This window comes from Streptomyces sp. NPDC031340 (genome assembly GCF_055569945.1).
The window spans coordinates 1-22,043 of sequence record NZ_JBVIIE010000049.1 but is presented as its reverse complement, the minus strand read 5'-3'; the positions used below and the strand labels follow the sequence as shown (position 1 = coordinate 22,043).

Below are 22,043 nucleotides of genomic sequence, written 5' to 3'. Positions count from 1 at the left end.
ACCGCGTGGGTCACGGTCCACGCCGCATAGTCCCGGAAAGAGGCCCCGGAAGAACTCGTTCTGGCGATACTTGACCCGATCGGGTCGTCGTATGCGCTCGAATGACATCAGATAAGCGTAAGTTGGGTCGGACCGGACTCCGGTGGCTCCAATGCCTCCGGCTGCCGTTCCGGTTGCCGCTGCCGGCCACGCCGGGCCTCGCCCGGGCCGGAGGGGCCGATCCCGTACTCGCGTGCCAGGTCGTGGACCTGACGGGTGATCCGGCGCTGGTACCACTTCGGGGCGTAGGCGCCGTCCGCGTACAGGCGCTCGTAGCGGCGCACCAGGTGCGGGTGACGCCGGGTCAGCCAGGCCGTGAACCACTCCCGGGCGCCCGGCCGCAGGTGCAGCACCAGCGGGGTGACGGAGGTGGCGCCGGAGGCCGCGATCGCGCGCACGGTGGCGCGCAGTTGTGCCGGATGGTCGCTCAGGAACGGCAGCACCGGCGCCATCAGCACCCCGCACCCGATGCCGTGCCCGGCCAGTGTGCGCACGACGTCCAGGCGCCGCTCCGGCGCGGGCGTGCCCGGCTCGACGGTGCGCCACAGCTCGGGGTCGGTGAAGCCGACCGACACGCAGACGCCGACGTCCGTCACCCGCGAGGCCTGCACCAGCAGGTCGAGGTCGCGCAGGATCAGCGTGCCCTTGGTCAGGATCGAGAAGGGGTTCGCGTGGTCGCGCAGGGCGGACAGGATGCCCGGCATCAGGCGGTAGCGGCCCTCGGCGCGCTGGTAGCAGTCCACGTTGGTGCCCATCGCGATGTGCTCGCCCTGCCAGCGGGGCGAGGCCAACTGGCGGCGCAGCAGTTCGGGGGCGTTGACCTTGACCACGATCTGCGAGTCGAAGTCGAGGCCGGCGTCGAGGTCCAGGTAGGTGTGCGTCCTACGGGCGAAGCAGTACACGCACGCGTGCGAGCACCCGCGATAGGGGTTCACCGTCCATTCGAACGGCATGCGGGAGGCCCCCGGCACCCGGTTGACGATCGAGCGGGCCCGCACCTCGTGGAAGGTGATCCCGCGGAACTCGGGCATGTCGAAGGTGCGGCTGACCACCGCGTCCGCGCCGAACAGCGCGGCGTCGGCCGCCCGCTCGTGGCCGCCGGACTCCGCTGTGAGGTTCTCCCAGCGCATGACGCCTCCTCGGTAGCACTGCGCACAGAATAGAACATGCGTTCGCATGATCGTGCGAGGTCTTTTCCGACCGCTTCCGGCGCCCGCGGGCACCCCGATTTGGCGGCCGTGGGCGGGGGTGGTTGGCTTGCCCCAACCCCAAGAACGCAAGTCCTGGAGGAACCCAATGGCGCAGGTCGAGGCCACTACGGAGCGGGTCGTCGCGGCGGACGCGGAGAAGGTGTTCGACGCTATCGCCGACTACAGCGGCACGCGCGCGAAGCTGCTGCCCGAGCAGTTCAGCGAGTACGAGGTGCGCGAGGGCGGCGACGGTGAGGGCACCCTCGTGCACTGGAAGCTCCAGGCCACCAGCAAGCGGGTGCGCGACTGCCTCCTGGAGGTCACCGAGCCCACCGACGGTGAGCTGGTCGAGAAGGACCGCAACTCCTCGATGGTCACCACCTGGCGGGTCACCCCGGCCGGCGAGGGCAGCTCCCGCGTCGTCGTGACCACCACCTGGAACGGTGCGGGCGGCATCGGAGGCTTCTTCGAGAGGACCTTCGCGCCCAAGGGACTCGGCCGGATCTACGACGCCGTGCTGGCCAGGCTCGCCACCGAGGTCCAGCAGTAAGTCCCGCCTGCCCGGCGGGCGTTGACGCCGCTCACCGGATCGGGTGGATCTCCGTGCCGGGCACCGCCGTGCCGTAACTCGTCGCCCTTGCCCGTAGTTGTCGCCGTACGCGGGAAATGCGGGCAAGCGCGACGAGGGGAGCGGCACGTGGGCGGGATCACTCTGGTGCACGAGGAAGCGGCACCGGCACCGGCACCCCCGCGGACCCCCGCCGCGCCGGCCCCGGCGGCCGGACTCGGCCCGCGCCGGCTGCGGCTGGTGTTCTTCGGGCTGATGCTCGCGCTGCTGCTGGCCGCGCTGGAGCAGATGATCGTCGCCACCGCGCTGCCGAAGATCGTCGGCGAGCTGCACGGCCTGGACCGGATGTCCTGGGCGATCACCGCCTACCTGCTCACCGCCACCGTCGGACTGCCCGTCTACGGCAAGCTCGGCGACCTGCTCGGCCGCAAGGGCGTCTTCCAGTTCGCCATCGCCGTCTTCGTCGTCGGCTCCGCGCTCGCGGGGCGGGCGCGGACCATGGACCAGCTGATCGCCTTCCGCGCCGTGCAGGGCGTCGGCGCGGGCGGACTCATGATCGGCGTGCAGGCGATCATCGCGGACATCGTGCCGCCCCGGCGGCGCGGGCGGTTCATGGGGATGATCGGCGCCGCCTTCGGGCTCGCGTCCGTCGCCGGGCCGCTGCTGGGCGGCTACTTCACCGACCACCTCTCCTGGCGCTGGTGCTTCTATTTCAACGTCCCCCTCGGCCTGCTCACCCTGGCCGTCGTCACCGTCGTGCTGAAGCTGCCGAAACCCTCGGCCCGGCCGCGCCTGGACCTCCCCGGGACGCTGCTGCTCGCCGCCGCCTCCACCTGCCTGGTGCTGCTGACCAGTTGGGGCGGCACCGAGTACGCCTGGGACTCCCGCGTCGTCCTCGGTCTCGGCGCCGCGGCCGCGCTGGCCGCCGTCCTGTTCGTCGTCGCCGAGCGCTTCGCCGCCGAACCCCTCGTCCCGCTGCGGCTGTTCCGGGACTCCGTCTTCAACGTCACCGGTCTGGTCGGCCTGGTCATCGGCGTCGCGCTGTTCGGCGCGGCCAGCTACCTGCCGACCTTCCTGCAGATGGTCGACGGGGCCTCCGCCACCGAGTCCGGTCTGCTGATGCTGCCCATGATGGGCGGCATCGTCGGCGCCTCGATCGTCTCCGGGCAGCTCGTCAGCCGCACCGGGCGCTACAAGGTCTTCCCCGTGCTCGGCGGCGCCCTGTCCGCCGTCGGCATGTGGCTGCTGTCCCGCCTCCAGGCCGACACGCCCCGGCTGCACTACAGCGTCTGGATGGCCGTCCTCGGCGCCGGCATCGGCATGGTGATGCCGGTCCTCGTCCTCGCCGTGCAGAACTCCGTGCGCCCCGCCGACCTCGGCACCGCCACCAGCGCCAACAACTACTTCCGGCAGATCGGCGGCAGCGTCGGCGCCGCGGTCTTCGGCACCCTGTTCGCCGGCCGGCTCGCCGACGCGCTCCACGAGCGGCTCCCGCCGCGCGCGGGCGCCGCCCTGCCCGACCCGGAGTCCCTCACCCCGCAGCTCGTCCACGCGATGCCCCCGGCGCTGCGCGACGACTACATCGCGGCGTACGCCGACGCCATGCCTCGGATCTTCCTCTACCTCGTGCCGGTGCTCGCCCTCGGCACCCTGATCGCCTTCTTCCTCAAGGAGAAACCCCTGGTGTCCCACAACGCCGCCGAAACGGAGCCCGCGACCGTGACCGTCCCCCTCCAGCAGGCCCGTCCGTACCCGGCCGGGGTCCCCGTCTGCGGCACGGTGCAGCACCCCGACGGGACCGCCGTGGCCCGCGCGGCGCTCACGCTCATCGACGTGGCCGGGCAGCAGATCGGACGGGGCGCGAGCGGCGACGACGGACGGTACGCGCTGTCCACGCCGGGCGCGGGCTCGTACGTGCTCATCGCCGCCGCGGGCGGACACCAGCCGCAGGCCGTCTCCGTCACCGTCGGCGAGCGCCCGGTCGAACTCGACGTCGTCCTCGGCGGCGCCGGACGCCTCGCCGGGAGCGTGGTCACCGCCGACGGCAGCCCGGTGCGGGACGCCACCGTCACCCTCACCAACGTGCACGGCGAGGTCGTCGCCACCACCCGCAGCGGACGGGAGGGCGGCTACGTCATCACCGAGCTGGTCGCCGGCGAGTACACGCTCGCCGCCAGCGCGCCCGCCTTCCGCCCGGCCGCGCTGCCCGTCACCGTGCAGGCGTCCCGGGAGACCCGGCAGGACGTCGAACTCGCGGGCGGCGCCGTGCTGCGGGGCACCGTACGGGCGAGCGGCGGGAGGCCCGTCGAGGACGCCCGCGTGACGCTGCTCGACGCGGCGGGCAACGTCACCGACACCCTCACCACCGGCCCCGACGGCACCTTCCGGTTCGTCGACCTGTCCTCCGGCGAGTACACGGTCATCGCGGCCGGCTACCCGCCCGTGGCCACCGTGCTCCAGGTGGCGGGCGGCGGCCGCACCGAGCGGGACCTGCAGCTCGGGCACGAGGACTGAGCACCCCCGGCGCGCCCGTCCGGCCCCGCGCGCCGGAGCGAATGGTTGAACGCAATTCCCACATTGGTGCCCGTCACCACCGGACCGAGCCGTACGGTGGTGACGGCGGCACAGATCTTGCGGAGCCGTGGGGAGAGAGGGCCTGGGCCATGGACCGTGGCACCGAGACCGAGAGGGACGCGCCCCTCAGCCGCGGAGCCGGGCAGGACGCGGCACCGCGGACCGCCGCGGCCGGACGCGTCCCGCTGGCGGTGGTCGTCGCGGACCGCGACGGTCTCGTCTCCCACTGGAGCAGCGGCGCACGCCGCCTGTTCGGCGTCGTCGGCCCGGACGCGATCGGCCGCCCCGCCGCCGACCTGTTGCCCGTCGCCGGAGCGCTGCCCGAGGAGGACGGCGCCCCGTACGAGGCGTATCCGGACGGGGGCTACCCGGACGGCGACGGTCTCGGTCCCGGCCTGGAGGCGTCCCTCGATCGTCTGCTCTGCTGCCCGGCCGCGGGCCGCGCCCGGCTCACCGTGCCCGACCGCGCCGGTGACCGCGTGGACGTCCTGTGGTGGGCCTACCCCCTGGTCGGCCCCGGAAGCGGACGGCTGCTCGTGCTGGCCGCCGACGCGGCGCGGCTGAACCCCGCAGACGCCTCCGGCGAGGACGCGGGTTTTGAACGCATCGCCCCCGGCTTCGCCCTGCACACCGACTTCCCCGGCGCCGACGAACTGGCCCGCAGGCTCCCCGAGATCCTGCCCAGCATGAGCGTCGACGAAAGCGCACGTGTCGTCTCCCAGGTCCTCGAACTGGGCTACCCGGTGCTGGAGTTCAGCCAGAACGAGCGGGTGCCCGTCACCCCCGACTGGGGTGTGCCCCGGCGCGCCGAACGCAAGGCCCGCCGGGAACGGGCCGCGCGGGCCGTCGCCGAGGGCCGGTCCGTGCCCCCGGAACTCGCCGACGAGGGCGAGGACCTCGAGTACGCCGCCGTGCGCGAGCGCCTGGAGTTCCTCAACGAGGTCAGCGGCCGCATCGGCACCTCCCTGGACCTCGCGCGGACGATCACCGAGGTCAGCCGAGCCGTCGTGCCGCGCTTCACCGACGTCGCCTGCACCTATCTGCGCGAGCAGGTCGTGGCCGGCGAGGGCTTCTCCGAGGGCGTGCCGGACACCACCACCATGTGGCACCGCGTCGCCCTCGAACACACCGACGAACCGGGTCGCTGGGACGACGTGGTGCCGGTCGGGGAGGCCATGCCGTTCCCGGCGCACACCCCGTTCTTCCAGTGCATGACCACCGGCGAGCCCGTCCTGGTGCCGCGGATCAGCGAGGAGACGGGACACGCCATCGCCTCACAGCTCGAGAAACGGGACATCCGGCCGCTGATCACCGGCCGCTCCATGCTGGTCGTGCCCCTGAAGGCGCGCGACGTGGTGCTCGGCTTCATGGTCCTGCTGCGCCACCCCGAGCGGCCCGTCTTCAACGACATGGACCGCGTCACCGGCGCCGAACTCGCCGCCCGCGCGGGCCTGGTGCTCGACAACGCGCGCATGTACACCTACCAGGAGAGCGTCGCCGAGACCCTCCAGGACAGCATGCTGCCGCACATCCCGCCGCGCACCGCGGGCTGCGACATCGCCACCCGCTACCTGCCCGGCACCCTGCTCGGACGGGTGGGCGGCGACTGGTTCGACGCGGTCAGGCTGCCCGGCGCCCGCACCGCGCTGGTCGTCGGCGACGTCATGGGCCACGGCCTCAACTCGGCGGCCATGATGGGCCAGTTACGGACGGCCGTGCAGACCATGGCGGCCCTCGACCTGGAACCCGCGCGACTGCTGCGCACTCTCGACGACCTCGCCCGGCGCCTCGGCGAGACCTACCTCGCCACCTGCCTGTACGCCGTCTACGACCCGATCGCGGGCGAACTGCACCTCGCCAACGCCGGCCACGTCCCGCCCGTCCTGGTCCGCGCCGAGGACGGCCGCAGCGAACTGCTCGACCTGCCCACCGGCGCCCCCATCGGCGTCGGCGGCGTGCCCTTCGAGGCGGTACGCGTGCGGGTGGCGCCCGGCGACCGGCTGATCATGTGCACCGACGGCCTGGTCGAGGTGCGCGGCGAGGACATCGGTGTCGGGCTCGCGACCCTGTGCGAGTCCGCCGCCCACCCGGCCGCCTCCATGGACGACGCCTGCGACACCGTCATCCGCGCCCTGAGCACCCGCGGCGGACGCAAGGACGACGTGGCCCTGCTGATGGCCCGGCTGGGCGGCATCGCGCCGGACGACGTCGCCGAATGGCGGCTCGCCCGCGACCCGGCCGAGGCCGGCCGCGCCCGTGCCGTGGTCCGCGAGCAGCTCCACACCTGGGGGCTGGCGCCACTCGCCGACACCGCCGAGCTGTTGGTCGGTGAACTCGTCACCAACGCCCTCCGGCACGCGCACGGCCGTCCCGTCGAGCTGCGGCTCGTGCGGGGCGACACCCTGCTGTGCGAGGTGGACGACGACGACCACGACCTGCCCGCGCTGATCGGCGCCGGGCCCCTCGACGAGTCCGGGCGCGGGCTGCGCGTGGTCAGCACGCTCGCCCGCGCCTGGGGCGCCGGCCGTACGAAGGCCGGGAAGAGCGTCTGGTGCGAACTGGCCCTGCCCCGGCGCTGACGGCACGACGCCGACGGCGCCACCGGGGCGCGGGACACTGACGGCACCACCGGGGCGCGACGGCGCGCAGGGGCGCACGCGTGCCGGACGCGGCGTGAAGGAACGCGCCGGGCGCTTGTAGCCGCCGCCGGGGCGCGGTGGACCGTACGCGTCGGTCGCCGGCGGCGGGCCCGCATCGCACCCTGGGTAGTGGACATGAGCGTGACGAGTCGGTACCGGGAGGCGTGGTAGGGCTTGTGGCGGGAGGCGCCCGACGAGCGGGGGGCCGTCTTCTGGGACGCGGAGCCCGCCCTGACGACCGGCCCGCACCTGGCCCTCTTCGAGCCGCATCTCACCGACCCCGGCCTGCCGATGCTGGACCTCGGCTGCGGCAACGGCACCCGGACCCGGTTCCTCGCCGACCGCTTCCCGCACGTCGTGGGCGCCGACCTGTCCGCGGCGGCCGTCGAGCACGCCCGTCGCGCGGACCCCGCCGGGCAGGCCGCCCACCGCGTGCTCGACCTCGCGGCGAAGAACGAGACGGAGACGCTGCACGCGGAACTCGGCGACGCCAACGTCTACCTGCGCGGCGTGCTGCACCAGGCCGAGCCCGACGACCGGCAGCGGATGGTGGACTCGGTCACCGCGCTCCTCGGCGAGCGCGGCCGGGCCTTCCTCGTCGAGCTCTCCGAGGCAGCCAAGCCCCTCCTGCTGGGCCTGGCGCGGGGCCCCGCCGGCCCGCCGCCCAAGCTCGCGTCCGTCTTCCGGCACGGCACAGCCCCCGGCGAGGTGGCCGACGACGCGGTGCCCCGGTACCTGCGCGGCGCCGGCCTCACCGTCCTGGGATGCGGGGAACTCGCTCTGAATACGACCGAGTTCGGCCCCGACGGCACCCGGATCGAACTGCCGTCGAAATGGCTGGTGGCCGGCCGGGCCGGCTGACGGACGCCCCCCGTAGCGGGACGTCCCCGCGCCGCGTAACGTGGCGGACCATGAAGATCCTCATCAGCGCCGACATGGAGGGCGCCACCGGCGTCACCTGGCCGGCCGACGTGCTGCCGGGGACGCCGCAGTGGGAGCGGTGCCGGTCGATGTTCACCTCGGACGTCAACGCCGCCGCGCTGGGCTTCTTCGACGGGGGCGCCGACGAGGTCCTCGTCAACGAGGCCCACTGGAGCATGCGCAACCTGCTCCTGGAACACCTGGACGAGCGGGTGCGGATGCTCACCGGGCGGCACAAGGACCTGTCCATGGTGGAGGGCGTGCAGCACGGCGACGTCGACGGCATCGCGTTCGTCGGCTACCACGCGGGCGCCGGCAAGGAGGGCGTCCTCGCCCACACCTACCTCGCCAACTCCGTCACCGGCGTGTGGCTGAACGGCGTGCCCGCGAGCGAAGGACTGCTGAACGCGCGCGTCGTCGCCGAATTCGGGGTACCCGTCGTCCTCGTGACCGGTGACGACGTGGCGTGCGAGGACGCGCTCGGGTACGCGCCCGAGGCGCTGAAGGTCGCCGTGAAGGACCACGTCTCGCGGTACGCGGCCGTGTGCCGCACGCCCGCCAGGACCGCCGCCGACATCCGCGCGGCGGCCAAGGCGGCGGCCGCGCTGGCGGTCCGCCAGGAACCGGTCGACGCGGGCCCGTTCACCGTCGCGCTCGAGTTCGACGCCGAGCACCTCGCCATGGCCGCCACCGTGGTGCCGGGCGTCGAGCGGACCGGGGAGCGCAAGGTGGCGTACACCAGCGCGACCATGTACGAGGGCATCCGCACCTTCAAGGCGGTCACCACCGTAGTCTCGGCCGCCGTGGAGGAGCAGTATGGCTGACGCGCAGGCGCTCGACGAGGTCGTCCGGTTCACGTCCGACCTCATACGCATCGACACCACCAACCGCGGCGGCGGGGACTGCCGGGAACGGCCGGCCGCCGAGTACGTCGCCGAGCGGCTGGCGGAGGCCGGGCTCGAGCCCACCATGCTGGAGCGCACCGCGGGGCGCACCAACGTCGTCGCCCGCATCGAGGGCACCGACCCGTCCGCCGACGCGCTGCTCGTGCACGGGCACCTGGACGTCGTGCCCGCCGAGGCCCGCGACTGGAGCGTGCACCCCTTCTCCGGGGAGGTCCGCGACGGGGTCGTCTGGGGGCGCGGCGCGGTCGACATGAAGAACATGGACGCGATGATCCTCGCCGTCGTGCGGGCCTGGGCGCGCCTCGGCGTACGGCCCCGCCGCGACATGGTGATCGCGTTCACCGCCGACGAGGAGGACAGCGCCGCGGACGGCTCCGGGTTCCTGGCCGGCCGGCACCCGCACCTGTTCGAGGGCTGCACCGAGGGCATCAGCGAGTCCGGGGCGTTCACCTTCCACGACGGCAGCGGCCGGCAGCTCTACCCGGTCGCCGCCGGGGAGCGCGGCACCGGCTGGATGAAGCTCACCGCCCGCGGTCGGGCCGGGCACGGCTCCAAGGTCAACCGGGAGAACGCCATCACCCGGCTCGCCGAGGCGATCACCCGGATCGGCGAGCACGAGTGGCCGGTGCGGCTGACCCCGACCGTCAGCGCCGCGCTCACCGAACTCGCCGCGCTGTACGGCATCGACACCGACCTGCACGACGTGGACGAGCTGCTCGGCAAGCTCGGCCCGGCCGCCGAGCTGGTCGAGGCGACCGTCCGCAACAGTGCCAACCCGACCATGCTGGAAGCCGGTTACAAGGTCAACGTGATCCCCGGGGAGGCGGTGGCCTACGTCGACGGCCGGTTCCTGCCCGGCTGCGAGGACGAGTTCCGCGCCACCCTCGACGAGCTCACCGGACCGGACGTGGACTGGGAGTTCCACCACCGCGAGGTGGCCCTGCAGGCACCGCTCGACTCGCCGACGTACGCCAGGATGCGCGCCGCGATCCAGGAGTTCGCGCCGGACGGACACGTCGTGCCGTACTGCATGTCCGGCGGCACGGACGCCAAGCAGTTCTCGCGCCTGGGCATCACCGGCTACGGCTTCGCGCCGCTGAAGCTCCCCGAGGGCTTCGACTACCAGGCGCTCTTCCACGGCGTCGACGAGCGCGTCCCGGTCGAGGCGCTCCACTTCGGCGTCCGCGTCCTCGACCGCTTCCTGCGGACGGCCTAGCAGAGATGGGGGAGACGGTGCAGACCCTGCCGTACGGTTCGTGGCCTTCGCCGATCAGCGCGGCGCTCGCCGCCGCGCACGACGGACACCCCGAGTACGTGGGATTCGTCGGCGGCGAGACCTGGTGGACGGAGCCCCGGCCCGCCGAGGGTGGCCGGCGCACGCTGGTGCGCCGGCGCGCCGACGGCGGGCAGGAGACGGTGCTGCCCGCCCCGTGGAACGTGCGCAGCCGGGTCATCGAGTACGGCGGGCAGCCCTGGGCCGGCACCGTGGTGGACGGCGAACCGCTCGTGGTGTTCGTGAACTTCGCCGACCAGCGGCTGTACCGGTACGGGCCGGGCGGCGGCGAACCGCGACCGCTCACCCCCGTCTCCCCGGTGGGCGGCGGACTGCGCTGGGCCGAACCGCAGGTGCTGCCCGGGCGCGGCGAAGTGTGGTGCGTGCTGGAGGAGTTCACCGGCGACGGGCCCACCGACGTGCGCCGCGTCCTGGCCGCCGTACCGCTGGACGGCTCGGCTGCCCAGGACCGGGACGCCGTACGCGAACTCAGCGACGGCCGGCACCGGTTCGTCACCGGGCCGCGCCTCTCACCGGACGGGCGGGAGGCGGCCTGGCTCGCCTGGGACCATCCGCGCATGCCGTGGGACGGCACGGAGGTGGTCCGCGCCGCGGTCGCCGAGGACGGCGCCTTCCACCGGGCGCGGACGGTGGCCGGCGGGCCCGAGGAGTCGGTCGCTCAGGTCGACTGGTCGGCCGACGGCCGGCTGCTGTACGCGAGCGACCGCACCGGCTGGTGGAACCTGTACCGGGACGGCGAGCCGGTGTGCCCGCGCGAGGAGGAGTTCGGCGGCCCGCTGTGGAAGCTCGGCCACCGCTGGTTCGCCCCGCTGGACAACGGCCTGATCGCCGTCGTGCACGGCCGTGGCGCCGCCGCGCTCGGCGTGCTCGACCCGGAGACCGGCGAGGTCGTCGACGCGGCCGGCCCCTGGACGGAGTTCTCGCCCACCCTCGCGGCGCACGGCGACCGGGTCGTGGCCGTCGGCGCCGGCCCGCGCAGCGCCCACGAGGTCGTCGAACTGGACACGAGCACCGGCCGGGCCCACGTCATCGGCGCCGAGCACGACGACGCCGTCGAGCCCGCGTACTACCCCGAGCCGCAGATCCGCACCTTCACCGGCCCCGACGGACGCGACGTCCACGCCCACGTCTACCCGCCCCACCACCCCGAGTGCGTCGCCCCCGACGACGAGCTGCCGCCGTACGTCGTCTGGGCGCACGGCGGCCCCACCGGCCGGTCGCCCCTGGTGCTGGACCTGGAGATCGCCTACTTCACCTCCCGGGGCATCGGCGTGGCGGAGGTCAACTACGGCGGCTCGACCGGGTACGGGCGGGAGTACCGCGACCGGCTGCGCGAGCAGTGGGGCGTGGTGGACGTCGAGGACTGCGCGGCCGTCGCGCTCGCCCTCGCCGAGGAGGGCACCGCCGACCGCGGCCGGCTCGCCGTCCGCGGCGGCAGCGCGGGCGGCTGGACCGCGGCCGCGTCGCTCGCCTCGACCGACGTCTACGCCTGCGGCACGATCATCTACCCGATCCTGGACCTGGCCGGCTGGGCCTCGGGGGAGACCCACGACTTCGAGTCGCAGTACCTGGAGGGCCTGGTCGGTCCGCTCGCCGAGGTGCCCGACCGGTACGCGGAACGCTCGCCCACCGAGCACGCCGACCGCGTCACCGCGCCCTTCCTGCTGCTCCAGGGGCTGGACGACGTGATCTGCCCGCCCGTCCAGTGCGAACGGTTCCTCGCCCGCATGAAGGGCAGAGGGGTGCCGCACGCCTACATCGCCTTCGAGGGGGAGGGGCACGGATTCCGCCGCGCGGAGACCACCATCAGTGCCCTGCAGGCCGAACTCTCGCTGTACGCGCAGGTCTTCGGCCTGAACCCGCGGGGCATCCCGACCCTGGAGCTGTCGAAGTGAGAGAGCTGACCCGACCTCCCCGGCTCGCCCCCGGCGCCCGGGTCGCCGTCGTCGCGCCGAGCGGGCCGGTGCCGGAGGAGCGGCTGCAGGCCGGGCTGGACCTGCTGCGGGGCTGGGACCTCGACCCGGTGGTGGGCCCGCACGTCCTGGACCGGCACGGGCGGCTGGGCTACCTGGCGGGCACCGACGCGGACCGGGCGGCCGACCTGCAGACCGCCTGGTGCGACCCGGCGGTGGACGCGGTGCTGTGCGCTCGGGGCGGGTACGGCGCCCAGCGGATGGCCGACCTGCTCGACTGGACGGCGATGCGGGCGGCCGGGCCGAAGGTGTTCGTCGGCTTCAGCGACATCACGGTGCTGCACCAGGCGTTCGCCACCCGCCTCGGCCTGGTCACCCTGCACGGCCCGGCGGCCGCGGGCGTCGACTTCCTCAAGAACGCGCGTGCCCAGGACCACCTCAGGGCCACCCTGTTCGACCCGGAGTCGGTCCGCTCCATCGCCTCCGGGGGCACCGCCCTGGTCCCGGGCCGGGCCCGGGGCGTGACCCTCGGCGGATGCCTGAGCATGCTCGCCGCCGACCTCGGCACCCCGCACGCCCGCGACGGGGCCCGGGGCGGCCTGCTGCTGATCGAGGACGTCGGCGAGCAGCCGTACCGCGTCGACCGCATGCTCACCCAGCTCCTGCGCTCCGGCTGGCTCGACGGCGTCACCGGCGTCGCGCTCGGCTCCTGGGACGGCTGCGGCCCCTACGACGCACTGCGCGCCGTCCTCGCCGACCGGCTCGGCGGCCTCGGCGTCCCCGTCGCGGAGGAGTTCGGGTTCGGGCACTGCGCGGGCGCCCTGACCGTCCCGTTCGGCGTGCGCGCCGAACTCGACGCCGACGCCGGCACGCTCACCCTGGACGAACCCGCGCTGCGCTGAGCCGCCCCCGCCCCGGTACGACGGCCACCGGGGCGGCGGCGTCGTAGGCTGGCGGAATGCCGCATCCCGCGACCCGCTACCTCGCCGAGGGCCCCCGTGTGGGGCTGCGCCACTTCACCTACGAGGACGGTGCCGAGTTCACCGCCCGCGCCCGGGAGAGCAAGGACCTGCACCACCCGTGGCTGTTCCCGCCGGACACCCCGCAGGTCTACGCCGCCTACGCGGGCCGGCTGATCGAGGACCCGACCAAGGCCGGGTTCCTGGTCTGCGAGAAGGAGAGCGAGCACGGCGACGGCGCCATCGCCGGCTTCATCAACATCAACAACATCGTCGAGGGCGGCTTCCAGTGCGGCGCGCTCGGCTACGGCGCCTTCGCGCACGCGGCCGGACGCGGGCTGATGCGGGAGGGCCTGGAACTGGTGGTGCGCCACGCCTTCGGGCCGATGCGGCTGCACCGGCTGGAGATCAACGTGCAGCCCGGCAACGCCGCCTCGATCGCCCTGGCCCGGTCCTGCGGTTTCCGCCTGGAGGGCTTCTCGCCGAACATGCTCTACGTCGACGGGGCCTGGCGGGACCACGAGCGCTGGGCGCTCACCGTCGAGATGCGGGCTTCACGTTGATCTTCATGGTGTCGAGGTCGGTGACGGTCGACTTCATCCGGGTGAAGCCGTAGCCCAGCGCGCGCAGCGTCGCCTCGGCGCGGTCCTCCGCGATCGCGCCCGCCATCTCCTCGCCGTCCGCGGCGTCCGACACCACCACGAACCGCATCGAGAAGTGCTTCAGCGGCGACGGCTGGTAGGTCAGCGAGCCCTCCTCGGTGAACCGCATGCTGCCCAGCCCGTGGTCCGCCGCCTCGTCGAGCAACCGCCGCCGGGCCGCGTCGCTCAGCCCGTCCCACGTCCCCCGGACGATCACCCGGTACGTGTGCTGCTCACTCATCGTCGCTCTGCTCCCCGTGTCGCTCCCCGTCGGCCGAGGGCCGACTCTACGGGGACGAGACGACGGCGCACACCGAATTTCCGGCCCGCACGCCCCCCAGCGGGTCAGGCGCCGCGGTCCACGTACTCGTAGACCGTGCCGTCCGGGTGCATCGCGATCAGGTTGCGGCCCGCCGGGGTCGCGACCGGGCCCGCGACGATGTGCGCGCCGAGGTCGGTGAGCACCCGGTGCGCCTCCTCGATGTCCTTGACGGCGATGGTCGCGGCGACCTTGCGCAGTACCTCCAGTTCGGCCGCGGGCCCGCTCATCAGCAGGAAGCAGCCGACCGCGGCCACCTGGACCCCACCGCGTTCGAAGCGGAGGGCACGGCCGCCCGCGAGCCGTTCGTAGAAGGGGACCGCGGTCTCCAGGTCGTCGACGCAGACGCGCAGCGTGGCTCCCAGAATGTCCATGCCGCAGAGCCTAGTTGGGGCGGCCGGAGAAGGTGATCCATTCCCGCGATCGCCGCACCGCCGACCGCCCCTGCGGCTTGTCTCATGACTGGCTTGACGCACGATAACGGTCCACCGACTCCACCGACTCCGTCGGCGGACCGTCACGAAACCTCGAGTTCAGGGGCCGAGCAGTTGACGCGGCGTCACGGCTCCGCCCTGACGCCGGCCCGCGCGTCAGCCGGCACCGCGCCGATCGACGCCACGTCGGTCGACGGGAGGGATTCTGCCGCAGGCACGTTGTTGCGGGGCTCGAAAGTGGCCTTGACCTCATGGCGCTCATGCCACAGGTGCCACACCGCGAGGCTGAAGATGATCGACCCCACGACGTTGGCGATGAAGTGCCACCAGATCCGGTACGTCCACAGCCCCGGTCCCGGATCCAGCAGCCCGAACCAGGTGGACAGACCGATGGCCTGCTTGGCGCCCAGGGCGACCGACAGGGTGAGGGACAGGTGTTCCACGCCGTGTATCCCCTGCATCCACACGCCCATCTTGCCCCACTTGTGGGCCTTGGTGCGCAGGGCCCGACGGGTGATGACCATGACCCCGGCCAGGCCGGCCAGGAAGACGAGGTTGCCCGTCAGGTGAAGGATCTCCATGCCGAGCGAGGGCTTGGAGGCGTCCACCTGACCCATGCCGCGCGCCAGGCCGTCACCCCACGGTGTCATCCAGGGCGGTGACTGCGAGTTGGCGACCCAGTACCCGACCTGGGCGATGTGCTCCTGCAGGTGCCCGAGTTGACCGAGGACGCCCAGGATGATCACGCCCGCGGAGGCCCGGTATAGCCAGGGATGCACCGATCTACGGTTGGCGACGGCCAACACCGCGACGGCCAGCCACATGGCCACGGTCCATAAGATCAGTACCACAGCTCCCGCGGTGTCCCAGAACGATACGTGACCCTCCATATGCATGGTCCGTTCTCCTTCGCATCCGACGACATGACGGAATGAGCAGCGACAGCCAGAGGGGGGAGCCATCGCGAGGATCCGCCTCGGGCCGCGGTGTCCCACCACTTGAGCGGACAACGCCGCGCGTGCGCGTCTTCCAGATTGCTGTTTTCGCTCGGGGACGCCGGTGGAGGGAATAACCGCGACGGTCAGGGAGTGCCGACTGCGGGCCTGAGGGGAGTGGGCAATCCGGAAGTAGCTCCGACAGGGTCCGTGGCCCACACTCGGCACTTGTCATTCCCGACGCCAGGCCACAGGAGGACTTTCGCGTGAGTGAGACCGCCGCGGTACAGGCGCCCGCCAACTCGGGCAGAACATCCTTGTTCGTCTCCGGCAGCTTTCCGCGGATGCGGGGACTGATCGTGTTGCTCAGCCTGGTGGGCGGCCTCCTGGCCGCCTACGCCTGGTCCGCCGAGTTCGTCGACCAGGAGATCGGAGTCAGGACCGCCGACGCGCTGCTGGGGCGGAACCCGGAGACCACACCGATCGGCGGAATCGCCGCCGGAGTGGTCTTCGCCTTCGTGACCGGCCTGGCGGGTTCCTTCACGGCGTGCAACATCGCGGTCTTCGGAGCCGTGGGACCGCTCGTCGGGCAGAAGGGGATGCGGCGGAAGGGGTTCCTGCACACCCTTGAGCCGCTGGGCTGGATGGCCGTCGGCATGATTCCGGTGTCCGCCGTGTACGGCGTGATCGTGGGACTGGCGGGCACCCACATGCCGCAGTTCTCGGCTACCAGGGGTCTCAGCGGAGGAATTTCCCCCCGGATCGCCCAGGCGATGATCACGTTCGGCACCATCGGCCTCGTCATGATCGTCCTTGGCCTGGCGGCCTTGGGTCTGATCAGGGACCCGCTGGCCGCCGTCTCCCGGCGGTTCCCGAACGCGCCGCTGGTGCTGATGGGTGTCCTGGTCGGCGCTTTCCTGATCGGGCGGCCGTATCCGCTGTTCCGTGATCTCTTCCGGCACGCGGCGACCAAGCACGATCCGCTGTACGGCGCGGCCGCGTTCACCCTGCAGTCCCTCGGCAACGTGCTGATCATGGCACTGCTGTTCGTCCTGCTGTCGTACGGGCTGGGCGGGCGGCTGCAACCCTGGCTCGCCGCAAAGCCGGGCAGGGCGGCGACCCTCACCGCCTCGGCGTTGATGGTGACGGGCTTCTTCACGCTCATCTACTGGACCCTGCGCATTCTCGGCAGGCTCGACTACATCTGGTTCCCGACCGCGCCCTGGAACAGTTGACGGGGGCGCGGCCCCAGCGCGAGTCTCCGGAGCTCGGCCAGCAGCCTGTCGCCCAGGACGGCGCCGACGACCACTCGCTCCAGTCTGGTCACGTCGCTGCCGGGCCGGCGGAGAAACCTCAGATCCGCGGAGGCGGCCAGGTCCGCCGCCTCCGCGTAGTCGTCCAGCCGGTCGGCGTATTCGCCGTGACCCAGTGCGCGCAGCGTGTCCAGGATGCCGACGGCGGCGGCGAACTCCGCGCTGCGCGGGGACACCTGCCAGCCCTGGCGCTCGGCCACCGCCAGGAGTTCGTCCGCGGTCCGGGAAGCGGGCGGCTCCCCGCAGCCGTGGGGCGTCGGATCCTGGATCGAGCGGGGGAGCCGCGCGGACGCGGAGCCGTCGCCGTCGAGTGCGGCGAGTATGTCGCGGATCGTGGCGAGGGGCAGTCCGCCGATGTGCAGCAGAGCACGGATCAGAAGCAGACGGTGGACATGGGTGTCGTCGTAGTGCGCCCGGGTACGGCTGGTGAGCTGTCCGGACTTCAGCAGGCCATCGCGCAGGTAGTACTTGATCGTCGGTATGGGGACGCCGGTCACCCGTGTGAGCTCCGCGATCAGCATTGCGTTCTCCATCGGGTCGTTGACGGCACTGGCCCGGTGTTCGTGCCGACGTCAGGCTCGACGGCCCGACCGGGTCGCCATGACGGCATCGAGTGTCTCTCCTGGACGTGGGCGCGATCATCTTCCAGCGTGCGCTGTGCGCGTACGCCTCCGCCGACGGGAACGCGGGCCGTGTGCAGGCGGCCTGGCGGGGCGTCGGAAACGCGGTTCCGTCATGCCTGGGGGTGCTTGTCGGGGGTGGCCGCGGTCGGTTCCGGGGGCGGGGCGAGGAGGGTGCCCACGCGGCGCGCGGCGGTGAACGCCGACCAGGCGACCAGCGCCACGAGGTCACGGTCGTCCCCTCCGTGCTGCCGCACCGCGGCGACGGCGGAGTCGTCCACCCGGTACGAGGCGCACGCGGTGAGCAGGGCGAGCCGGCCGGCGGCGCGGTCACCTGGTGGCAGTGCCGTCACCGCGGTGTCGAGCCAGCCGAGACCGATCCCCTTGTGGCTGCCGTCCCAGTCGGCCAGCTCCGCCGCGACGAGCGAGCGGACCGAGGCCGGGACCACGCGATCGGCCGCGTCCGAGACAGTCGCCGCGGCGCGGGCGAACGCGCCGGCGACCGTGGGGGTGCCGCGGGCCCACTCCAGGTCGGCCGGGAGCGCGGCGGCGGGCAGCAGGTCGAGCGAGCGGCCCGGTTCCCGGTGGGCCCGGGCGCTCTCGCGCAGCGCCAGGGCGAACAGCCGGGAGGCGGTGCGCCGGGCCACGGAAGGCATCCGGGCCGGGAGCGGCGACGGGCCGAGGAACACGTTGACCATGCGGTTGAGGTAGTGGAAGGCCACGGCCACACCGAGGGCCTCGGGCAGTTCCCGCGGGGCGGGCGGCTCGGGCCGCCCCTCCGGTGCGCCCTCCGCCCAGGCGGCGAGCCCGCGCAGCTCGCCTCCCGGGTCGGCGACTCCGGCCTCCGGCACCGGGCCGTTCGAAGGCGCCCCGGGCACCAGGCCGTTCAGCGTGGTCTCGTGCACATGGACGCAGTACGGGCAGGCGTTGGCCTGTGAGACCGCGGTCGCGACGGCCTCCTTGCGGACGCGCGCCAGCTCGCCGGTCGCGATGAGCGTCTCGCGGAGCACCGTCCACGCGGCGGCCAGCAGCGGTGGTTCGGGGGCGTGCAGCGCGATGGGAGGTGCGAGCATGCCGAAATCTCGCTCGACCTCCTCGTAGACGGCCGCGGTCAGACCGGTGGCTTCGGCCGGCGGTACGTGCCGGACGTGCCGGACGTACGCGAGCGACCGCCGCGCGGCCGGACGGACGAGCGAGTACGGCATCGCTTCTCCCCTCTTCCCTTGCCTTCGGGTCACCGTCGTCGTGGGCGCCAGGGCCTTCTTGCGGAGCGGGCCGGCGTCGCGGGTGCCGGCCTGATCCGAACGAAACGGCCTAGTCGCGTGTGAGGTACGGGATCTGTGTCCGGACGCCGCGCCGGCCGGCGGTGCCGCCGTCGGGGGCGGGCGCGCCGTAGGTGACGGCGACGCCCCGGTCGCGGGCCGCTCGGACGATCCCGGGGATGGCGCGTTCGGCCAGCGCGGAGATGGTGAGCGCCGGATTGACCGTCAGCGCGCCGGGCACCGCCGAGCCGTCCGTCACGAAGATGCCGGGGTGGCCGCGCAGCTCGTGCCGGTCGTCGAGGGCGGAGGTGTGGGGGTCGTCGCCGATGCGGCACGAGGCGAGCGGGTGGACCGTGTAGGCACCCACCACGTCGTTGGTCCAGGGCATCACCCGGGACAGTCCGTCGCGCTCCAGGATGTCCTTGACGACGGCGTCCGACTCGTCCCAGGCGCGCAGGGTGTTGGCGGTCGGCCGGTACTGGATCGGGCCGCGGCCGAGCATCTGCTGCGAGATGCGGACGGCGTTGCCGGCGGGCGGCGGCGGACCGAAGACGCCCTCGTTGTCGTCCTCCACCATCGTGAAGATCGTCAGCCAGGAGCGCCACTTGCGGACCAGCTCGGTCTTCTCCACGCCGAACCAGGACGGCCCCTTGGCGTCGGGCACCTGGGCGAGGATGGTGCCGAAGCCGGGCGGGAAGTAGAGCTGCTCCAGGGAGAACCGGGAGTACTCGGGCAGCCGGCCGTCGAGGTTGTCCCAGCTCGCCACGACCGGGCCCTTGCCGATCTGGTTGGCGAGGTAGGCGGTGCCGTCGCCGCGGTCCAGGCCGAGGAGATCGCGGGCGCGGTCGTCGTCGATGACGGCGGTGTTGAGGCGCTCGCCGTTGCCGGAGAAGTAGCGGCCGACGGCGTGCGGCATGGCACCGAGATCGGCGGCGGAGCGCTGCAGGATGACGGGGGTGGCGCCGGCGCCCGCGGCCAGGACCACGATCTTGGCGTCGATGACGCCGCTGCCGGCGTGCACCCGGTAGTCGGTGTCGTCGATGACGTTGTAGTGCACGCGGTAGCCGCCGTCGTCGGTGCGGGTGAGTTTCTGCACCTCGTGCAGTGGCCGGATCTCGGCGCCATGGGCCAGCGCGGCGGGCAGGTAGTTCAGCAGCAGCGATCGCTTCGCGTCGAACCGGCAACCGGCCATCATCCAGTTGCAGTTGGTGCACCGGGTGGTGTCGACGGCGGTGGGCACGGGATTCGCGGTGCGCCCGGCGTGGTCGCAGGCGGCGGCGAACAGGCCGCCCGCGTAGGTGACGTCCTTCCAGCTCTGGGTGCTGATCGGGAGCGCCTCGGTCACCACGTCGTACCAGGGGTCGAGGGTGTCGCGGTCGACCGAGGCCGGCCACATACGGCGGCCGATGCTGCCGGTGCGCTCGAAGACGAACCGCGGCGCGCGGGGCATCGCGGCGAAGTAGACGACGCTGCCGCCGCCGACGCAGTTGCCGCCGAGCAGGCTCATGCCGTCGCCGACGACGAAGTCGAAGATGCGGGTGTAGGAGGAGCCCAGGAGGAAGTCGTGTTCGAAATCTTTGGATTCGAGCCAGGGCCCCCGCTCGAGCACGGTGACCTTCGCTCCGCCCGCCGCGAGGTGGTAGGCGGCGATGGCGCCGCCGAAGCCGCTGCCGACGATGAGTACGTCGGTCCGTTCCGTGCTGCTCATGCCAGGCTCCCGGAGGGCGCGGTGTCGGGGTGGAGACGGGCCAGCGGGCGACCGTAGGAGAAGTCGGGGAAGCGCCACAGCCCGTCGGCGTCCGGGGCGGCGAAGCCCATGGCGGCCAGTCCCGGGTGCCCGGCGGCCATCGCCTCGGCGGTGTGCAGATGGGCGCCGGTGTCGAAGGCCATGTTGCTGAACAGGGCGAGGGCGACCCAGAGGTCGCGCTCCGGGTGGCCGGGAGCCGTCAGCACGGCCACCAGGCTGGTGCGGTCGGCGAAGGGCAGGGCCACGAAGGGGGGCACCTCGGGGTCGAGGGAGAGCTCGTGCTGGGCGGCGTGGGCCAGGGCGTGTGCGTTCAGGGCGCGGACGAACTCGTCCAGGGAATCCGTCAGCCCGGTCGCGGGGTTGTGGAGCAGTTCGAGCGCGCCGGCCGCCACGGCGCCGGGTCCGGATGCGGCGCCGGCGACCGCACGATCGTCCGGATTTCGCTTCTCGCCCGGGACTATGGTGTCGGCGAAGGCTTCCAGTGTACTGATTTTGTCCTGTTTCGCTGCTGGTTGATCCAGTCTCATCGCTGCACCTTTTCGGCCTGCGGGACGTAAAAGCATTGTCGAGTTGCTTGAATCCGTCTGCATGGAATGTTCCGCTGTGGTCGATCGTCCACCCCTGGCGCGGTTGCGGCATCTCCGTCATTGCTGTTGGTGACTGCCGAACAGAGTGGCGGTATATTCCCCGCACATGTGTCGGTCAAACATTGGAGCGTCCTTGTTTGAACCGTAAGCGGACGCTAATAATAATATTCGGCAGAGCCGCTTCCGTTTGGCGGAGATCGTCGCTGTGAGCACCAACAGCCCAAGTTCTGTCCATCGGCTATTCATCTCGGATTCGGAGGAAGAATGGGTAGTTCAGGGCATGTGGTCACGGGGATCGAGAAGGCGGTGGAGCGATCGATCAAGGACATGAAGAAAAGGCTTTCTGAGCCGCTGAGCATCGATGACCTGGCGCGTTTTGCCATGTATAGCAAGTTCCATTTTTCTCGGGAGTTTCAGCGGATCACGGGAATCTCACCCAGGCGCTTTCTCTCTGCCCTGCGGATACAGGAGGCCAAGCGGCTTCTCCTCGCCACCGAAATGACCGTGACGGAGATCAGCTCCGCCGTCGGTTACAGCAGTGTCGGTACATTCAGTTCACGTTTTGCGAGCAGCGTCGGCCTGCCGCCGTCGGCGTACCGAAAAGTCGGCGGATTCGTCCACAGGGTGGCATCCGCGAAAGGTGTTGCGGTCGGAGGTTCGGTGTACGGCTCGGTGACCGCTCCGGTGGGTGCCGATTTAGGGCTCATATATCTGGGCCTGTTCCCCACCAGGGTCCCCGAGGGAAAGCCCGTCAGTTGTACCGTGCTGAACCGCACGGGTCCCTTTGAGTTGCAGGGCGTGCCCATGGGGTCGTGGTATTTGCTCGGGCACTCGGTGCCGGCCGCGGCGCGTGAGGCGCTGACCGACGGCCAGGCCGTCCACGTCGGTTACGTCGGCCCCCTGGAGATCCCGCCCCGGGTGACCCGTGACGTCGATTTCCGGCTGCGGGAGGCGAGTGTTCTCGACCCGCCGGTGCTGATGGCGCTCCAGCGGGTGCGCGCGGGCGGTTACACGGCCGATCTGATGAAGGCGGCGGGGTGACCGGCCGGGGGGGGGGGGGGGGGGGGGGGGGCCGCCCCCCCCCCCCCCCCCCCCCCAACCACCCCCCCCCCCCCCCCCCCCCCCCCACCCCCCCCCCCCCCCTCCCCCCCCCCCCCCCCCCCCCCCCCCCCCCCCCCCCCCC

General features: G+C 72.5%; 19 protein-coding genes. 11 read left to right on the top strand and 8 right to left on the bottom strand.

What is annotated here, in order from left to right:
- Positions 1 to 107: 107 nt before the first annotated feature.
- Positions 108 to 1,169, bottom strand: a complete 1,062-nt coding sequence (locus tag ACZ5GT_RS30690; RefSeq protein ID WP_469032654.1) for an Rv2578c family radical SAM protein — start codon at positions 1,167 to 1,169, stop codon at positions 108 to 110.
- Between the two features lie 166 nt (positions 1,170 to 1,335).
- On the opposite strand from ACZ5GT_RS30690, the gene ACZ5GT_RS30685 reads away from it, so the two are divergent.
- From ACZ5GT_RS30685 to ACZ5GT_RS30645, 9 genes are all read left to right on the top strand, one after another.
- On the top strand, positions 1,336 to 1,779 hold the full coding sequence (locus tag ACZ5GT_RS30685; protein ID WP_469032652.1) for an SRPBCC family protein: 444 nt from the start codon (positions 1,336 to 1,338) through the stop codon (positions 1,777 to 1,779).
- A 147-nt stretch (positions 1,780 to 1,926) separates the two neighbouring features.
- Entirely contained in the window at positions 1,927 to 4,311 is a 2,385-nt protein-coding gene (locus ACZ5GT_RS30680; protein WP_469032650.1) for an MFS transporter, read from the top strand.
- Between the two features lie 149 nt (positions 4,312 to 4,460).
- On the top strand, positions 4,461 to 6,950 hold the full coding sequence (locus ACZ5GT_RS30675) for a SpoIIE family protein phosphatase (protein WP_469032647.1): 2,490 nt from the start codon (positions 4,461 to 4,463) through the stop codon (positions 6,948 to 6,950).
- Positions 6,951 to 7,184: 234 nt separating this feature from the next.
- Positions 7,185 to 7,871, top strand: a complete 687-nt coding sequence (locus ACZ5GT_RS30670; RefSeq protein WP_469032645.1) for a class I SAM-dependent methyltransferase — start codon at positions 7,185 to 7,187, stop codon at positions 7,869 to 7,871.
- Between the two features lie 50 nt (positions 7,872 to 7,921).
- Complete coding sequence (locus ACZ5GT_RS30665; protein ID WP_469032642.1) at positions 7,922 to 8,755, top strand: M55 family metallopeptidase; 834 nt, start codon at positions 7,922 to 7,924, stop codon at positions 8,753 to 8,755.
- A complete protein-coding gene (locus ACZ5GT_RS30660) occupies positions 8,748 to 10,052 on the top strand; it encodes a M20/M25/M40 family metallo-hydrolase (protein ID WP_469032639.1) in 1,305 nt (434 codons plus the stop codon). Before ACZ5GT_RS30665 ends, ACZ5GT_RS30660 begins: the two co-directional genes overlap by 8 nt.
- Positions 10,053 to 10,057: 5 nt before the next feature.
- The gene (locus tag ACZ5GT_RS30655; RefSeq protein WP_469032635.1) at positions 10,058 to 12,025 is read left to right on the top strand and encodes a S9 family peptidase; all 1,968 of its coding nucleotides are present in this window, start codon (positions 10,058 to 10,060) and stop codon (positions 12,023 to 12,025) included.
- Positions 12,022 to 12,945: a S66 peptidase family protein gene (locus ACZ5GT_RS30650; protein ID WP_469032632.1), complete on the top strand. Its 924-nt coding sequence runs from the start codon at positions 12,022 to 12,024 to the stop codon at positions 12,943 to 12,945. Before ACZ5GT_RS30655 ends, ACZ5GT_RS30650 begins: the two co-directional genes overlap by 4 nt.
- 56 nt (positions 12,946 to 13,001) lie before the next feature.
- The gene (locus ACZ5GT_RS30645; protein ID WP_469032630.1) at positions 13,002 to 13,565 is read left to right on the top strand and encodes a GNAT family N-acetyltransferase; all 564 of its coding nucleotides are present in this window, start codon (positions 13,002 to 13,004) and stop codon (positions 13,563 to 13,565) included.
- Here the strand turns inward: ACZ5GT_RS30645 and ACZ5GT_RS30640 are convergent.
- The 3 genes from ACZ5GT_RS30640 to ACZ5GT_RS30630 form a co-directional block, all read right to left on the bottom strand.
- Positions 13,537 to 13,884, bottom strand: a complete 348-nt coding sequence (locus ACZ5GT_RS30640; RefSeq protein ID WP_469032628.1) for a DUF6204 family protein — start codon at positions 13,882 to 13,884, stop codon at positions 13,537 to 13,539. The genes ACZ5GT_RS30645 and ACZ5GT_RS30640 overlap by 29 nt on opposite strands.
- 104 nt (positions 13,885 to 13,988) lie before the next feature.
- Positions 13,989 to 14,336: a VOC family protein gene (locus tag ACZ5GT_RS30635; protein ID WP_469032626.1), complete on the bottom strand. Its 348-nt coding sequence runs from the start codon at positions 14,334 to 14,336 to the stop codon at positions 13,989 to 13,991.
- 185 nt (positions 14,337 to 14,521) lie between these two features.
- The gene (locus ACZ5GT_RS30630; RefSeq protein WP_469032624.1) at positions 14,522 to 15,292 is read right to left on the bottom strand and encodes a DUF6008 family protein; all 771 of its coding nucleotides are present in this window, start codon (positions 15,290 to 15,292) and stop codon (positions 14,522 to 14,524) included.
- A gap of 305 nt (positions 15,293 to 15,597) precedes the next feature.
- On the opposite strand from ACZ5GT_RS30630, the gene ACZ5GT_RS30625 reads away from it, so the two are divergent.
- Entirely contained in the window at positions 15,598 to 16,566 is a 969-nt protein-coding gene (locus ACZ5GT_RS30625) for a hypothetical protein (protein ID WP_469032621.1), read from the top strand.
- Here the strand turns inward: ACZ5GT_RS30625 and ACZ5GT_RS30620 are convergent.
- The 4 genes from ACZ5GT_RS30620 to ACZ5GT_RS30605 form a co-directional block, all read right to left on the bottom strand.
- Positions 16,530 to 17,165, bottom strand: a complete 636-nt coding sequence (locus ACZ5GT_RS30620; RefSeq protein ID WP_469032619.1) for a MerR family transcriptional regulator — start codon at positions 17,163 to 17,165, stop codon at positions 16,530 to 16,532. The genes ACZ5GT_RS30625 and ACZ5GT_RS30620 overlap by 37 nt on opposite strands.
- A gap of 212 nt (positions 17,166 to 17,377) precedes the next feature.
- Positions 17,378 to 18,469: a carboxymuconolactone decarboxylase family protein gene (locus ACZ5GT_RS30615; RefSeq protein WP_469032616.1), complete on the bottom strand. Its 1,092-nt coding sequence runs from the start codon at positions 18,467 to 18,469 to the stop codon at positions 17,378 to 17,380.
- A 109-nt stretch (positions 18,470 to 18,578) separates the two neighbouring features.
- Positions 18,579 to 20,234 (bottom strand): FAD-dependent oxidoreductase, encoded by a 1,656-nt coding sequence (locus ACZ5GT_RS30610; protein WP_469032614.1) that lies wholly within the window; start codon positions 20,232 to 20,234, stop codon positions 18,579 to 18,581.
- Positions 20,231 to 20,800 carry a DUF5987 family protein gene (locus ACZ5GT_RS30605; protein ID WP_469032612.1) on the bottom strand — a complete coding sequence of 190 codons (570 nt, stop codon included), beginning with the start codon at positions 20,798 to 20,800 and terminating at the stop codon, positions 20,231 to 20,233. Before ACZ5GT_RS30605 ends, ACZ5GT_RS30610 begins: the two co-directional genes overlap by 4 nt.
- 324 nt (positions 20,801 to 21,124) lie before the next feature.
- Between ACZ5GT_RS30605 and ACZ5GT_RS30600 the strand changes: the two genes are divergently transcribed.
- On the top strand, positions 21,125 to 21,901 hold the full coding sequence (locus ACZ5GT_RS30600; RefSeq protein WP_469032609.1) for a helix-turn-helix transcriptional regulator: 777 nt from the start codon (positions 21,125 to 21,127) through the stop codon (positions 21,899 to 21,901).
- Positions 21,902 to 22,043: the final 142 nt, after the last annotated feature.